Below are 15,517 nucleotides of genomic sequence, written 5' to 3'. Positions count from 1 at the left end.
ATTATGGATGAATAAAAGCTAGTTTTTTTACTATTTTAAATTCACTATCTTGTGAAAATATTTCTATATAAACATTTGATGTTTTATTTATGTTTTTATCAAAATCTTTAGTAGTTTCAATAATTAATATTTTTTTAGATTTAGTTCCAGCTTCTAATGGAAACTTTTCAAATCTTTTTATTTTAAAGTTTTTATCATCTTTTAGTTTTATATCAAAAGTCAAAGCTTTATCTTGTGTATTATGGAAAGTTAAAATATAGTTATTTGAAACTGTTCCATCTTCATTTTTTTTGTAAAGTTCTGTTGTTTTATTTACATTTACTAAAAAATCTTCTTTTTCTAGTGAAAAATAAAATGCTAAAAATATACATAAAAATAAAGAAGCAAAATAAGTGATGTTTCTTTTTGTCCAAATAGAGATGTTTTGTTTATTTATTACTTTATTTGTACTTCCCCAATTTATTAAAGATTCTTTTCCAAATTTTTGCATAACAGTTGAACATGCATCACTACATTCAAGACAGTTTATACATTCAACTTGTAAACCTTTTCTAATATCTATATGAGTTGGACAAACTTTTACACAAGCTTCGCATGTTGTGCATTCTTCATTATTACTCCATTGTTTTACTTTAAAAATTGATTTTGCTCCATTTTCATAAACTTTTCCACCTCGATTAAAATCGTAAGTTACTTGTTTTGTATTGTTATCATATAAAACTGATTGGATTCTTGAATATGGGCAAACATAAACACAGAAGTTTTCTTTCATAAAAACAATATCATAGATTAAAAATAGGGCAATACTTATAATAAATAAAATCATAAAACTATGATTTACAGGGTCTTGAATATAAGCAAAAAAATCTTCAGGTGGAACAAAATATAACATAAAGTTTGAAGAGATAATTAAAGTAATAATTCCCCATAAAATTAAAGATATATATTTTTTAATTTGATTTGATTTTTTATTGTAATCAATATCTTTTTGTTTGTTTTTTATTCTTCTTAAATCTAAAATTGTACTTTCTATTAAATCTCTATATATAACTCTAAAGATAGTTTGAGGACATGCCCAACCACACCAAATTCTTCCTAACATTGAAGTCATTGCAAAAATACCAATAAATAAAAACATTAATAAAAAAGGCATAACATAAAGTTCACTTACATTAAAAACCATTCCAATAAAATGAAACTGTAATCTTTCGAAAGATAATAACAATATATGATTATTATTTATTGTTATAAAAGGTATTAGCATTATGAAAATTGTGCTAATAAAATAAACTAAATATCTTTTTTTAGAATAAGACATATTAAACTCCTTTGTTTTTTTTATCATAAGTAAAAATGGTGTTAATTTGGTGGTATTTATTATGAATATGTATATAAAATCTATTGCATATTTTTTATATTAGCTGTATAATTTTGCCAATTTATTAGAGGAAAAGAAGGTGGGAAAAATAAAATATATATTTATATTTTTGTTAATTGGTTTAGTTGATTTATTCGCTGGAAACAGATATGAAATAAAATCAGGAATTGTTGAATATGAAATAGCTGGAAATGCTGAAGGAACTGAAAAAGGTGACACAATAAGTGGAACAAGTAAATTGTATTTTAAAGATTTTGGTAATCTTGAATTGACAGATGAACGTATCATTCAAACAATAATGGGAGAGAAAGAAGAAGAGAGAACAGTTTCAAAAATTATAAATGATAAAATGCTTACAGCAGATTTTAATGATGAAGTAATTTATTCTCAAAAATTAGTTTTAGATGAAGAAAATCCAATTCAAAATATTAAAACTTATGATTCTTTTATTCAAATGGGTGCAAAAAATCTAGGAACAGAAGAAATTTTAGGTTATAAATGTGACATTTGGCAATTAGGTGAAGATAAAATTTGGGTTTACAAATCTGTTCCATTAAAACAAATTAGTCAGTCTTTAGGAATTATTCAAATTCAACAAGCAAAATTTGCAGTATTTAATATAGATATAAAAGATGATAAATTTAAACTTCCACCATTTCCTATAAAACCAATTGAAGAGATTATTGGTGATAGTGAAGCAGAATTTCCAAATATTTCTCCTGAACAAGAAAAAATGATGAATGAAATGATGAAAGAGCCTAAAAAATAAAGATTGTGCATTTAGCACAATCTTCTAATAAAAATCTAATTTAAACTTTTTGTTTCATCTTTTGTAAGAAGATAAACAGCTATTAAAAATGAAATCGAACCTAAGAACGTATTTGTAAGAATTAGTGAACCAACACTAAAGAATAGGGCAATTAAAGAGTATGATTTTTTATTTACAATAAATGCAATCACAGCTACTAAAATAGTAACAAATCCTATATAACCAAAATAAACAGCTGCTCCCATAAAATCTTTTATTTCGCAAGATAAAGATGCAGAGTTTAGATTACACTGTATTGCTAAAGCTTTATTTGATACAAATCCATATTTAAAAGCAAAGAAAATTCCAGCAAATACTAATGTATAAATTCCTAACTCTTTTAAATCACACAAAGAGATATTTTTGTTTGTGCCTTTATTTAAAATATAAGCAAATGCTAATGCTAAAATAACCCAAATATTAGAGAAAATATTTAAGAAAGTTTCATTGTATATTGTAATAATTGAACCAATAACTAAAACTACAGCTAATACTTTTTCAAATTTACCAAAATTTAATTTTGAATATTGATTTTTATATAACCATATAAATGAGATGGCTAAAATGATAAATCCATAAATTTCAAAATTTTCATATCTTCCATTGAAAGCTAAATTCATAGTTAAAATGAAAGCAATAAATGAAGCTAAATAGAACAATATACTTGGAATAACATCTGTTCTTTTTTCTTTTATTATATATGAAAGCATAAAATAATAAACAAAAACTTGTGTTAATAACACAACAAAAGCCCATGAAAATTCTAAATAGTTTCTAGCAATAATGTTATATTGTTCAACTTGTAACATATAAAGTATTGCAAAAAGAGTATTTATAAAACTAAATAAGAAGATTTTTTTAGTTGATATATCTTTGTTTCTAAGTAATAAAGAAAAAGCAAGGATTAAAACTAATGAACCAAATGCTAAATATTTATAATTTGGAAAATTTGAAACATCTCCACTGAATACATTTTTATCAAGTCTATCTTTATCAAATAATCCCCAGAAACCACCAACAGCACCTTCACTAACTCTTTTCCATGGTTGATCAAATGCTTCAATGATATTATAATTCCAGTTTTTTTCTTGGGCTAAAGAGACAAAATCTCTTACAAATTTTGCTTGGTTGATTTTACTTGGGAAGGCATCTTCTCTCATTCTTCCTTCACTTGGCCAACCTGTCTCTCCAATTAAAATATTTGAAGTTCCTAAAATTTGTTCAACTTCATGTCTAACATCAGCTAAATGTTTGATTGATTCATCTATGTTCATTGGGTCATCTTCCCAATAAGGTAAAATATGAATAGTTACAAAATCAGTTACTTCTTTGATACTTGGGTGTTTTAACCAAAATTCCCAAACATCAGCATAAGTTACTTTTACATTTGGAAGAGCAGTTTTTACTTCTTGTATATATTCATAAAGTTTTTTATCAGAGATATCTCCTCTTAATAAAACTTCATTTCCAACAATTACAGCTTTTACAATTTCAGGATTTTCATTTACTAATTTAATTAAAGTTGATATTTCATCTTTTGTTTGTTTTTCATCTGAACTAACCCAAGCTCCCATAAGCATTTGAAGATTAAATTCTCGTGCTATCTTTGGAATCATTTCTAAACCTACAGTTGAGTATGTTCTAATACAAGTTGTGTATTTAGAAAGAAGTTTTAAATCATTTCTTACTTGTTCTTCTGAAATTACTAAACCTTTATCAAATAAGAAAGGTGATTCATCTTTTGCAAAAGGTGCATACGATACACATTGAAGTTTTGAAAAAGAGTTTGAATCATCTTTTAATATAGCTTTTGCTCCTAAAAAGTACCAAAAGAATAGAGCAACAAAAACACTACATAATGTTAAAAATATTTTTTTCATTTTTTTCCTAATTCCTGATTTGACCTGAACCGTAAATTTTATATTTAAATGTTGTTAAATCATTTATTCCCATTGGTCCTCTTGAGTGAAGTTTATTTGTAGAAATACCAACTTCAGCTCCAAGTCCAAATGCTCCACCATCAGTAAATCTCGTACTTGCATTTGCATAAACACAAGCTGCATCAACTTCACTCAAAAATTTATTTACTGCTGTATAGTTTTCACTTAAAATTGATTCAGAGTGTCCTGAACCATATTTTTGAATATGTATGATTGCTTCTTCAATATTTTTTACAATTTTTATATTTAAAATATTTGCTAAATATTCTGTACTATAGTCTTCAATAGTTGCAGGAATAGCTTTTATAAACTTTAATGTTTCTGGACAAGCTTTTAAAATTGTTCCTTGTTCATTAAAAGCATCTTCTAATCCATTTAAAATATATGGAGCTATATCTTCATGGATTAGTAAAGTTTCTATTGAATTACAAGCACTTGGTCTTTGGCATTTTGCATTAATTACAATATCAATAATTTTTGCAGCAGCAGCATCTTTATCTATATAAATATGGCAAATTCCTTTATCATGTTTTATTACTGGAATTGAAGAATTTTCACTCACAAATTTAATAAGAGCTTCTCCACCACGTGGAACTATTAAATCAACATATTTATCTTGTTTTATAAGTTTTGCAACACCTTCTCTACTTGAATCAGGAAGTAAAGATATAGCTTGTTCAGGGAGTTTATTTTTTGCTAATACTTCTTTTAATACAACAGCAATTGCTTTATTTGAGTGTTCAGCTTCTTTTCCACCTTTTAAAACACAAACATTTCCACTTTTAAAACACAGTGCTGCTGTATCACTTGTAACATTTGGTCTACTTTCATAAATAATTCCAATTACTCCAATTGGAATTGATATTTTTTGTATATTTAAACCATCTTGGGTTACCCAACCATCAAGAATTCTTCCTAATGGTTCTTGTTGAGATGCAATTTGTCTTATGGCATCTGCCATTCCTTTTACTCTATCACCTGTTAAAAGTAATCTATCTAGTAAAGCTTCATCTAAATTATTTAATCTTGCTTGACTCATATCTTTATCATTATGTGAAATGATAAAATCACAATGGTTCATCAAAGCATCTGCCATTTCGTTTAAAACTTTATTTTTTACAGCAGTGCTTAAATTTGCAATAGTTCGGCTAGATTTTTTAGCCTCTTCTAAAAATGCTTGCATAGTAATTCCTACAATTAAAATTTATTTTTTGTTATTTGGTATATATTTGAAGAATAGATATAAAACTGCTAACATTACAATTACAGTTATAACACCTATAAAATTAAGTTCTACTTCGGGGCCAGCGCCTCTTTGATAGTTTTTTGGTACAAATAGAATCATTGAAGATAACAGCATAAAAGAACCAGTTATCACGGCTATTAAATGAGCAAAAACTCTATGAAATTTTGTCATATAAAAATCTTTTACCATTTTCCATGTCATTGCTGAAGCTGTAATTACAATAATTAGTACAATGATTTTTTCATATTGTGCTTCCAATAATCTTCCTTTATGAAATTTTACTTATTTTATGTTTAGTATACTTAATTAAGGCTTTGTTGAGCCTTTATTTACAAACTCCACTATCTTTTAATATCTCTTTTATTTGTTTGCATTTGTTATTGTCAATATACAAATGTAGCCAAGATTCAACCCAATAAGGAATATTCCTACCATTGTTTCCCCATGAATTTACACTTTGATATTTTAATCCTAAATGCTCTGAAAATGTCCGTTTATTGAAATTTGCTTTTTTTAATAATAACTTGAAATTATCCTTATCCATTTAACTTCCAAAAATAGTATGCAAAAGTATATCATAAAATTAAAAAAAATATGTAAATAAATATATATTTAAGTATATTATTATTTAAAATTTAATATTATTTACATACGAAAATACTAGGATTCAAAATGAGAATAAAAGCATTTTTAACAAGTGGAAGATTTAAAATCATTAAAGTATTTAAATTTGATGAGATGAAAGCAATAGCTGCTGCATATCCACGTTGGGAGTATATTCTGTAAGTTTTTTTCTAAATTTTAGAAAATATTTTTATAAATAATGGCTATTTCTTAGCCATTATTTCTTCTTCAATCTTTTTTAATATTAGTTAATTATGATTTTGTTAATTGTTAAATGATAGAATAAAAAAAATCAAATTGGAAAAAATATGGGAATAAAAGATAAATTAAAAGAAAATTCAAATAAATTATTAAACATAGCAAGTGAAAATGCTACAAAAGCTTTTGATTATCCAAGAATAAAAAGTAAACAATTAAAAGAAGCAATAAATGCAAAGATTAGAGAAAAAGCAGTTCTTGCAACAAAAGCTAGACTTGTTGAAAATCATAAAACTTTTGATGATTATAGTGATGAAGAGTTAGAAATAATTATTGCAGATGAAGAGCGAAAGATTGTTGATGATTTGAAAACAAAATCTTTAGTAGTTGCACTTGCTGCTCTTGGTTTAAATTTCTTTGTTTAGGAATAAAATATGTTTAAACAAGTAAAATCTGCTGTTTTTTGGTATTATTTATTTAAATTTAGAAAAAGAATTACTTTAGTTGTTTTACTTTTGATTATTGCTCTTTTTGCAAATGTAATTTATAGTGATGTTGTGGAATATTTGAAATTAAAAGATAAACTTCAATATTTAGAAATTGCACTTATTTCGAAGTGGATAGTAATTATTTTTAATCTAGTTTTTTCTATTTATTTACTTCTAACGATGTTTAAGAAAGAGGAAATTCAAGAAGAAAAAAAGATTAAAAAAGAAAAAATTGTTGAACCAGTAAAAAAAGAGAAAGAAGAAAAATTTACACAAAGAGAAAAAGAATTTTTATATAAAAAAAAGATTCGATCAAAAGCTGATTTATTAGTAGAAAAATAGAAGAGATCTAATCTTCTATTTTTTCTTTTGTTTCATTATCATTTTTAAGAAAAATAGTTTGAGCAGGATATGCAAATGCACAGTTATTTTTTTCAACAAGTTTTGATATTTCAACCATAACTTCTTCTTTTGCAATCAACCATTCTTCCCACACTGGACTTTTTGAAAAACAGTAAACTAAAATATCAATTGAAGAACTAGAATATTCATCAACAAATACTAATAAAGTATTTTTTATTCCATCTAAATCTTCTCTTTTTATGGCTTCAAATGCTTTAGTTTTTGATATATTTATAGTTTTATTTGTTGCAATTTTTGGATGATTTAATAACATATCATGAATATCATTTTTAAGGTTTACAATATCTTCCATTTTACTTTCATAAGTCACACCTATACTCATTTTTATTCTTCGTCCAATTTTTCTTTTTGACCAGTTCATAATATGAGCATTTGCAATTTGAGAATTTGGAACAGTAATCATGGCATTATCAAATGTTCTAATTCTAGTTGTTCTCATTCTGATATCTACAACTGTTCCTTCAAAATCATTAGTTCTTATCCAATCCCCTTGTGAAAAAGAGTTATCAGTCATAATGTTTAATGAAGCAAAGAAGTTTGCAAGTGTATCTTTTGCAGCAAGTGCGATAGCAATACCTCCAACTCCAAGTGAAGCAGCTATTGCTTTTACATCAATTCCAAGCTGAGTGAATAAAAATAAAACTACAACCAAAATAAGTACAACTTTAATTATTTTTAAAATAAATACAATCATTTCTTTTCTAACATTTTGGTATTTTTCTAATAAATTTTGTGCGTATATAGAGATACTATTGTCTAAAATAGCATATATTGCCCAAGTTAATAAAGCCATATAAATTGTATTAATCCAAGGCATAACGCTGTTTATAAAAGTTTGATCTTTTACTAAAATGAACATTGAAAGTTGAATAGAAAAAAGGTATAAACTGTAGATTACAGGAGAATTAATTGCATCTTTTAGATGAAATAAAATATTCTCTTCTAAATTGTGATTTTTATCTTTTATAAGTAATTTTGATATAAAATTTGTAATTATTACAATTAAATATCTATTTATTAATCTAAAAAATAGAATTATTAATAATGCAATAATCAATTCACCAATAGAAAAATTTAGATGATATGAAGTTAAAGACGATATAAAAGAGATACCTTTTACATTATCAATTTTATCAATTAAATATTTTAGGTTAAATTCATCAATAAAAAAGTTTGAAGCTCTAAATTTTTGGATATTAGAATATAAATATTGCAAAACAAAAAGTTGTGTATGTTTTTGATTATAAAGTTCGATATAATTATCAACTAAATCAGCTGATACTTTATTTACGCTACTGTTTTTTGATTCACTTTCATATAGTGAAGCGTAATCATCTAATTTGAAATTTTGAATTTGTTTAATGTTATTTTTTAAAATTTCTTCAAAATATTTTTTATTTCTAAATTCTTGTTTACCTAAAATAATATTTTTTAAAGTATCTTCATAAGTTGCTTTTTCTTTTAAAAATTCAACTCTTAATTCATCTCTTTTTACTGCAAGTGTATTTTTTTGAAGATTATTTGCATTTATTCTATTTGTTAAAAATAGTATTTCATTATCATAATAGTTTTTTTCAGGAAGAGTTGTTAAATATGATTCATTATTTATATTATTTATAACATCATCAACAAGTTTATTTTCTGAATCTATTTGGTCTTCTATGTTTTGTGTTAAATCATCTGTATTTGTTTGTTCTGTAGGTTTTACAATAGCTTGTTGCTGTTGAGATTCTTTAGCTAATAATTTTATTGGAGTTGTTGGAATATCTTGTGATAGTAAAAATTGTGGTAAAAATAGAATTATAAATAAAAATTTATAGATATTTAACATTAAGATTCCTTAAGCGATTTTTGGCGAATTATAGTATTTTTATAGTTAGTTTAACTTGATATGAAAAGATTATTTTTTAATTATTGGTGCAGTTAGAGGGATTTGAACCCTCACGCGATTAAGCACGAGCCCCTCAAGCCCGCGTGTCTACCAATTCCACCATAACTGCAACGAAAAAGAGGTCAAGAAGAAAAACTTCTTGACCTCTTGAAGTATTTATTAAATCTGTAGATTTAAAGATTACCCTAAAAATGGATTTGCATATAATGCAATCATAGCAACAACAAGTGCATAAATAACTTGTGCTTCGATCATCGCTAAAGCAATGAACATAGTTGTCATTAATTTTCCACCTAAACCTGGGTTTCTAGCAGTACCAGCAATAGTTGCAGCAGCAGTATTACCCATACCAATAGCACCACCAAGTGCAGCAAGACCTAATCCAATTCCAGCAGCAACTACAGAGTATGCTTTTAAAGTTTCATTTACAACAGCTTCATCAGCAGCAAATGCAAAACCAGCGATAGCTAGCATTAAAAGAACGATTTTTTTCATTCTAGATTCCTTATAATTTTTATATATCTCAAAGTCTGTTCGGCTTGCGTATCCCTACTTAACACTTTGTGGCTGTGATTATAAAAAAATAAAACTAAAAATAAGCTAAAAGTTTTAAAATAGTTATTTTATAAACAATTTGTTATAATCATCGCACTTATGAAAAGAAGGTGCTTTTTTATGAAAAAATTATTTTTATCTCTTACTGTAATTATTGTTTTGCTTATTGGTTCTGTATATGGTATATTATTTACAAAATACGGAAATAAGATCATTTCATCATATATTGAAGGTAAAGTAAATAGTAAAGAAGAAAATGTAAAATTAAAAGTAAATAATTTTAGATTAACACTTAATACAATAAATTTTGAAGCAGTCATAAATGATGATTCTTATATAAATATTTCTGGTGATTTAGCAATATTTAAAAAAAGTGTAAATTTAAAATATGATATTAAAATAAATGAATTATCAAAATTAAAAAATTTAACAAATCAAGATTTAAAAGGTTCATTTTATACAAATGGAATTTTTAAAGGAGATAAACAAGAAGCAATTATTCAAGGTTTTTCAAATATAGCTACAAGTAAAACTAAATATTATTTAAATTTAGTTAATTTTGATATTAATAATATTTATTTGGAATTAACTGATGCAAAAATTGAGGAGTTATTAAATCTTTTTAATAAACCTGAATATATAAAAGGTATTTTAACAATAAATGCAAATATTAAAAATATTGATATACACAATTTAGATGGATTATTAACTGCTAATATTTCTAAGGGTTTATTGAATAATGATGTATTTAATCAAGAATTTAAACAATCAATTCATACAGCAATTAATTTTCAAGGAGATATAAATGCTTCTTTATTATCTAATAAAGTAGATATAAAATCAGAACTTTTAAGTTCTATTGCTGATATCTTTATTGAAAAAGCACATATTAATTTGGATAATAATTCTTTAAATAGTGATTATAAGATTGATATTAAAAATTTAATTAAATTAGAAAGTGTAATTGGTAGAAAATTAAATGCTGAATTTAATACAAAAGGAAATGTTTCTGTTGAAAATAAAGTAATTTCAATAGAAGGAGATACCAATATTTTTGAAAGTTTATCAACTTATAAACTTCAATTAAAAGATTTTATTGCTCAAAATGTAGATTTTAAAATTGAAAATGCAAAAGTTGAGAAACTTCTTCATATGTTAGATGAACCTGTATATATGACAGGAGATTTGGATATAAAAGGTGAAATAAAAAATAGTTCATTAGATAAATTAGATGGAAATATTGTCTCTAAAATTTCAAATGCAAAAATTATAAATGAAGTTATAAATGCAGTCTTTAAACAAGAGTTGAAAGATACAATTACTTTAGATTCCGTAATTAATACTTCCTTAGTTCCTAATAAAGCTATATCAAAAATTAGTGTTTTGTCAAATATTGGAAATATAAATATGGAAAAAGCAATTTTTGATTTTACAGAAGATTCTTTAAAAAGTGATTATTTGTTAAATATACCTTCTTTATCTAATATAAAAGATTTTACAAAAACTCAATTAAGAGGAAAACTTGATTTAAAAGGTGAAATTCAAAATGAAAAAGAAAATTTATTAATTAGTGGTAATTCAAATATATTAGGAGGAACTTTAGATTTTAATTTAAAAAATAGTGATTTTATTACTACATTAAATAATATAAATATGAAAGATTTATTATATATGATAAATAATCCAGAAGTATTTGATTCTAAGGCAAACTTCAAATTAAATTATAATTTATTAACTAAAAAAGGTAATTTAAATGGAACTTTATTAAATGGGCATTTTTTACCAAATGATTTTTCAAATATCATAAATCAGTTATCAAAATTTGATTTAACAAAAGAGGTTTATGAATCAGCAGAAGTAAATAGTGATATAAATGAAAAGCAGTTAATATCTGATTTAACTATGAAAAGTAAAAATACTCAAATTGATATAAAAGATTCTTTATTGGATTTTGAACAAAATTTAATAGATGCAAAACTTGATACTCAAATCAAAAAAAGTAATTTTTTAATAACTTTAAAAGGTGATATGAAAAAACCAACTATTTCTTTAGATACTAAAGAGTTATTAAAAAATGAAATAGATAAAAAGCTTGAAAAAAATAGATATAAAATTGAAGAAAAACTAGACAAAGTTTTAGATGAAAAAATAAAAGATGAGAAAACAAAAGAGTTAATAAAGAATTTAAAATCTATATTCTAATTATTTATGATAATAATTATCACTTTAAGAAGAAATGAAGTTTTTTTTTGATTTAATTCATTATGATAATTAATATTAAAATTAACAAAAGGAATTAGATTATGAATTTAACTAAAAAAATGTTAGTTTCTTTCTCTGTTGTTGCTGCAATTGCTTTAACTTCTAACGCTGCAACTAATACTGAACCAAAAAAATTTGAGCTTGCTCAATCAAAATCTATTTTAGAAGCATATTCTGATATTGCTCTTGCAAATTATAGTGATACTTTAAAAGATGCAAAAGCATTAAAAGTTTCTATTGATAAATTTGTAAAAAATCCAACTCAGGAAAATCTTGATGCTGCAAAAAAAGCTTGGTTAGAATCAAGAGAATCTTATGGGCAAACTGAAATTTTTAGACTTTCAAATGGTCCAATTGATGCAGAAGAAGGTTGGATTGCAGAAACTTATGGTGCATTAGAAGGACAAATTAATGCTTGGCCACTAGATGAAAATATGATAGATTATACAGTTGATGCAGATGGAAAATTAACTTCTGGAAATATTATTGATACTGTTGGGAAATTTAATCCAGGTGGAGAAGAATCAAAAGAAGTTGATGTTACAAAAATTACAGTTGATGCACTTACAGATTTAAATGAAAATGGTGGAGAAGCTAATGTTTCTACTGGATACCATGCAATTGAATTTTTATTATGGGGACAAGATCAAGATTATTCAAACTTTATGACAGATGCTGTAACTCCTGGAGCTATGACAGCTGGGCAAAGATCACTTACAGATTTTACTACAGATAAAAATGCAAAAAGAAGATTGGCTTATTTACAAGCTTCAACTGATAAATTAGTTGCAGATTTAGAATTAGTTACATCAGCATGGGAAAAGAAAGTAAATGGAAATAAAGGTTTATATCAAGCAGCAATTAAAGGTGAATTAAAAGGTAAAGATGCTTCAAAAAATATTGAAGCAGCAGAAGCTTTAAAACAAATAATTGCAGGAATGGGTGTATTTATTAAATCTGAATTAGCAAATGAAAGAATTGCAGTTGCAGTTTTAACTCCTAGTGAAGAAGATGAACACTCTTGTTTCTCTGATAATACACATAGAGATATCTTAACAAACTATTTAGGATTTAAAAATATTTTAACAGCTACTTATAATGGTAAAAAATATGGTAAATCTTTATTTGATGCTGTAGATAAAGATACAAAAGAAAGAATAGAAAAATTAATGTCTTCAATAGAAGAAAAAATTAATAGTATTGATGAAGTAGCAAAAACTAAAGCTCATTTTGATTATCAAATTAGACCTGATAATGAACAGTCAAAAGTTATTGTGAAATTAAAAAATGAGTTAAGAAAACTTGGTGATGAAATGGTTAATGTTGCAGCTGCAAATGGAATTAATTTAAGTACAGATGATGTTACTGATCCAGAAGAAACAAAAATTTAATTTTTCATTTTTGAAAAAAACAATTATATTAAAAAGCCTTGTAGTAATATTTGCTACAGGGCTTTTTGCAGTTAATAATAGTGGTAATTTTTTATCAAATGATAAAAATAGTTCATTATTATTAAAGCCTGTTAATAATCTAAATGACAAAGAGTATGATAAATTTATTTTAGGTAGAAGTTTTTTTTCTATTCCTTGGGTTGAAGCTCCAAGTGTAACAACTGCACGTGATGGATTAGGTCCACTTTTTAATGCAAACACTTGTGTTAGTTGTCATCCAAAAAATGGAAGAGGAACTCTTTTTGCAGATGAAAATTTACCTTCAAGATCTTTACTTGCTAGATTATCAATTACATCAAATGATAGTGATGAACATAAAGAATATTTGAAATATAAAGGTTTTGTACCTGAGCCAGTTTATGGAAATCAACTTTCAATAAATGGAATTTTTGGAGTTGATTATGAAGGAAAAATCAAGATTGATTTTGAAGAGGTTGAAGTAGTTTTTTCAGATGGAGAAAAACAAATATTATTAAAACCAAAATATAATTTAGAGAACTTAAATTATGGAAAATTAGATAAAAATGTAAATATTTCTTATCGAATAGCTCCTAGTTTGAATGGAATGGGATTAATAAGTCTGATTTCACATGAAGATATATTGGCAAATGTTGATGAAAATGATTTAAATAATGATGGTATTTCAGGACGTGCAAATTTTGTCTACTCAAATATTACAAAAAGAATTGAACTTGGAATTTATACTTGGAAAGCAAGTGTTGCATTTCTAAAAGAGCAAGTTGCAGGTGCAGCTTCAAATGATATGGGTTTAACAACTACTATTTTTCCAGATGGGAATTGTACAAAATATCAAAAAGAGTGTAATGAAGCTCCAAAACCAAGAGACATGATAGATTTACCTGATGATAGATTAGATGCTGTTTCATATTACTTAAAGCATATTAAAACTTATGAAGCTAAAAAAACAAAAGAATATGAAGAAGGATTAGCTTTATTTGAAGCTATTTCATGTTCGAAATGTCATATAAGTAGTTTTAATACTAAAAAAGGTTTTAAAATATCTCCCTTTTCAGATTTTTTACTTCATGATATGGGTGAAGATTTAGCAGATGGAAGAGTTGAATTTATGGCAAATGGTAGAGAGTGGCGAACAGCACCTTTATGGGGATTGACACTTCATGAAAAAATAAATAAAGAAAAACCAAGACTTTTACATGATGGAAGAGCAAGAAGTTTTCAAGAAGCCATTTTGTGGCATGGTGGTGAAGCTCAAAATAGTAAAGAAAACTATATGAATTTACCAAAAAATCAAAGAGAAAAATTGATTAAATTTTTAGAGGAATTATAATGAAGAAAATTTTATTTTTAATGTTTTTTTGTACAACAATTATATTTGCACAAGATAGAGCACTTTTAAATATAGTTAAAAACGTATCTATACCAAATGTTGAAACAGCAATTAAAGATGCAAAAATTTTAAAAGATGATATGAGTGATAAAAATTTTACAAATTTTATTAAATCTTGGAAAAAAGTAGAAGTTATTTATTTTGCTGGAGAAATTGATGATGATTATTTAGATACACCAAGATATATGGATGTTTTTAATAATTTAAAAGAAGATTTAAATTCTCAAATGCAAAGAGTAATAGAATCAGATACAGAACCAAAAATGGCATTATTTAAAAATTCATTTAAAACTGTAAATGCTTTGGAATATGTTTTATATAATGATAAAGAGTTGACTTTAAGAGAAAAAGAGTTAGCTAAAATAATTATTGATTCATTAATTTCTCATTTAGAAGATATTAAAGGGGTTTATGAAGAGTATTTAACTTCAAAACCAAAAGATGAAAAACTTGAAAATGCAATAATTATAAATACTTTAATAGCAAGTTCATATAGACTAAAAGAGTGGAGAGTTGGGAATCCTGCTGGATTATCTTCAAAATTTAAAAATGATCCTAAAAATAATAGAGCAGAATATTTTTTAAGTCAAAATTCATTTGCTGCAATAGATGCTATTTTAGATGCACAAAAAGAAGTTTTAGAAGAAAAAAAATATTACAGTTTTTCAAATATAGCTAAAAATTTAAATGCTCAAAAAGAGTTAGAAACTGCTTTAAATAAAATCAATGAAGCAAAAGTAAATTTATCAAAATTGAAAAAAGATGATTTTTCAAATGCAAAAGATTTATTTACAAGTTTAAGAGAATTACATAATGCTTATTATTTATCTTTAATTGAAAAACTAGGTTTAAGTCCAAATGTTTTAGATGCTGATGGAGATTAA

At 25.2% G+C, this 15,517-nt stretch carries 14 protein-coding genes and 1 tRNA gene; 7 read left to right on the top strand and 8 right to left on the bottom strand.

The features are described from left to right. Window position 1: 1 nt before the first annotated feature. Window positions 2-1,318 (bottom strand): cytochrome c oxidase accessory protein CcoG, encoded by a 1,317-nt coding sequence (gene ccoG, locus ABLL_RS11395; RefSeq protein ID WP_014474962.1) that lies wholly within the window; start codon window positions 1,316-1,318, stop codon window positions 2-4. Between the two features lie 139 nt (window positions 1,319-1,457). Here ccoG and ABLL_RS11390 point away from each other — a divergent pair, with 139 nt between their 5' ends. Beyond that, complete coding sequence (locus tag ABLL_RS11390; RefSeq protein ID WP_014474961.1) at window positions 1,458-2,147, top strand: hypothetical protein; 690 nt, start codon at window positions 1,458-1,460, stop codon at window positions 2,145-2,147. 35 nt (window positions 2,148-2,182) lie between these two features. On the opposite strand, the gene ABLL_RS11385 is transcribed toward ABLL_RS11390, so the two are convergent. From ABLL_RS11385 to ABLL_RS11370, 4 genes are all read right to left on the bottom strand, one after another. Then, entirely contained in the window at window positions 2,183-4,066 is a 1,884-nt protein-coding gene (locus tag ABLL_RS11385) for a glycosyl hydrolase (RefSeq protein ID WP_014474960.1), read from the bottom strand. 7 nt (window positions 4,067-4,073) lie between these two features. Then, a complete protein-coding gene (locus tag ABLL_RS11380) occupies window positions 4,074-5,309 on the bottom strand; it encodes a glutamate-5-semialdehyde dehydrogenase (RefSeq protein ID WP_014474959.1) in 1,236 nt (411 codons plus the stop codon). 21 nt (window positions 5,310-5,330) lie between these two features. Beyond that, entirely contained in the window at window positions 5,331-5,630 is a 300-nt protein-coding gene (locus tag ABLL_RS11375; RefSeq protein ID WP_014474958.1) for a hypothetical protein, read from the bottom strand. Between the two features lie 67 nt (window positions 5,631-5,697). Then, window positions 5,698-5,916 (bottom strand): hypothetical protein, encoded by a 219-nt coding sequence (locus tag ABLL_RS11370; protein WP_014474957.1) that lies wholly within the window; start codon window positions 5,914-5,916, stop codon window positions 5,698-5,700. Between the two features lie 388 nt (window positions 5,917-6,304). Here ABLL_RS11370 and ABLL_RS11365 point away from each other — a divergent pair, with 388 nt between their 5' ends. Together ABLL_RS11365 and ABLL_RS11360 are read left to right on the top strand one after the other, a co-directional pair. Then, entirely contained in the window at window positions 6,305-6,619 is a 315-nt protein-coding gene (locus ABLL_RS11365; RefSeq protein WP_014474956.1) for a hypothetical protein, read from the top strand. A gap of 9 nt (window positions 6,620-6,628) precedes the next feature. Then, a complete protein-coding gene (locus ABLL_RS11360) occupies window positions 6,629-7,024 on the top strand; it encodes a hypothetical protein (RefSeq protein WP_014474955.1) in 396 nt (131 codons plus the stop codon). 7 nt (window positions 7,025-7,031) lie between these two features. Here the strand turns inward: ABLL_RS11360 and ABLL_RS11355 are convergent, their stop codons facing one another. From ABLL_RS11355 to ABLL_RS11345, 3 genes are all read right to left on the bottom strand, one after another. Beyond that, window positions 7,032-8,936, bottom strand: a complete 1,905-nt coding sequence (locus ABLL_RS11355) for a mechanosensitive ion channel family protein (protein ID WP_014474954.1) — start codon at window positions 8,934-8,936, stop codon at window positions 7,032-7,034. An 84-nt stretch (window positions 8,937-9,020) separates the two neighbouring features. Further along, window positions 9,021-9,105: transfer RNA gene (locus tag ABLL_RS11350), tRNA-Leu, on the bottom strand. 71 nt (window positions 9,106-9,176) lie between these two features. Beyond that, the gene (locus ABLL_RS11345) at window positions 9,177-9,491 is read right to left on the bottom strand and encodes a F0F1 ATP synthase subunit C (protein ID WP_014474953.1); all 315 of its coding nucleotides are present in this window, start codon (window positions 9,489-9,491) and stop codon (window positions 9,177-9,179) included. A 180-nt stretch (window positions 9,492-9,671) separates the two neighbouring features. Between ABLL_RS11345 and ABLL_RS11340 the strand changes: the two genes are divergently transcribed. The 4 genes from ABLL_RS11340 to ABLL_RS11325 all read left to right on the top strand — a co-directional run bounded on the left by ABLL_RS11340 (window position 9,672) and on the right by ABLL_RS11325 (window position 15,517). After that, window positions 9,672-11,753 (top strand): hypothetical protein, encoded by a 2,082-nt coding sequence (locus tag ABLL_RS11340; protein ID WP_014474952.1) that lies wholly within the window; start codon window positions 9,672-9,674, stop codon window positions 11,751-11,753. 101 nt (window positions 11,754-11,854) lie between these two features. Next, entirely contained in the window at window positions 11,855-13,204 is a 1,350-nt protein-coding gene (locus tag ABLL_RS11335) for an imelysin family protein (protein ID WP_014474951.1), read from the top strand. 10 nt (window positions 13,205-13,214) lie between these two features. Further along, window positions 13,215-14,573 carry a di-heme oxidoredictase family protein gene (locus ABLL_RS11330; RefSeq protein ID WP_014474950.1) on the top strand — a complete coding sequence of 453 codons (1,359 nt, stop codon included), beginning with the start codon at window positions 13,215-13,217 and terminating at the stop codon, window positions 14,571-14,573. Then, window positions 14,573-15,517 carry an imelysin family protein gene (locus ABLL_RS11325; RefSeq protein ID WP_014474949.1) on the top strand — a complete coding sequence of 315 codons (945 nt, stop codon included), beginning with the start codon at window positions 14,573-14,575 and terminating at the stop codon, window positions 15,515-15,517. Before ABLL_RS11330 ends, ABLL_RS11325 begins: the two co-directional genes overlap by 1 nt.

Source organism: Arcobacter sp. L, from assembly GCF_000284235.1.
GTDB classification, from domain to species: Bacteria; Campylobacterota; Campylobacteria; order Campylobacterales; family Arcobacteraceae; genus Aliarcobacter; species Aliarcobacter defluvii.
Note: the sequence above shows the minus strand (reverse complement) of the source record. Positions and strands in the feature narration are given on the sequence as shown.

Bases quoted from the DNA above. Each gene is read 5' to 3' on its own strand.
- ABLL_RS11335 (WP_014474951.1), top strand. From the start codon at position 11,855: ATGAATTTAACTAAAAAAATGTTAGTTTCTTTCTCTGTTGTTGCTGCA.
- ABLL_RS11355 (WP_014474954.1), bottom strand. From the start codon at position 8,936: ATGTTAAATATCTATAAATTTTTATTTATAATTCTATTTTTACCACAA.
- ABLL_RS11385 (WP_014474960.1), bottom strand. From the start codon at position 4,066: ATGAAAAAAATATTTTTAACATTATGTAGTGTTTTTGTTGCTCTATTC.
- ABLL_RS11365 (WP_014474956.1), top strand. From the start codon at position 6,305: ATGGGAATAAAAGATAAATTAAAAGAAAATTCAAATAAATTATTAAAC.
- ABLL_RS11380 (WP_014474959.1), bottom strand. From the start codon at position 5,309: ATGCAAGCATTTTTAGAAGAGGCTAAAAAATCTAGCCGAACTATTGCA.
- ccoG (WP_014474962.1), bottom strand. From the start codon at position 1,318: ATGTCTTATTCTAAAAAAAGATATTTAGTTTATTTTATTAGCACAATT.
- ABLL_RS11360 (WP_014474955.1), top strand. From the start codon at position 6,629: ATGTTTAAACAAGTAAAATCTGCTGTTTTTTGGTATTATTTATTTAAA.
- ABLL_RS11325 (WP_014474949.1), top strand. From the start codon at position 14,573: ATGAAGAAAATTTTATTTTTAATGTTTTTTTGTACAACAATTATATTT.
- ABLL_RS11340 (WP_014474952.1), top strand. From the start codon at position 9,672: ATGAAAAAATTATTTTTATCTCTTACTGTAATTATTGTTTTGCTTATT.
- ABLL_RS11345 (WP_014474953.1), bottom strand. From the start codon at position 9,491: ATGAAAAAAATCGTTCTTTTAATGCTAGCTATCGCTGGTTTTGCATTT.
- ABLL_RS11370 (WP_014474957.1), bottom strand. From the start codon at position 5,916: ATGGATAAGGATAATTTCAAGTTATTATTAAAAAAAGCAAATTTCAAT.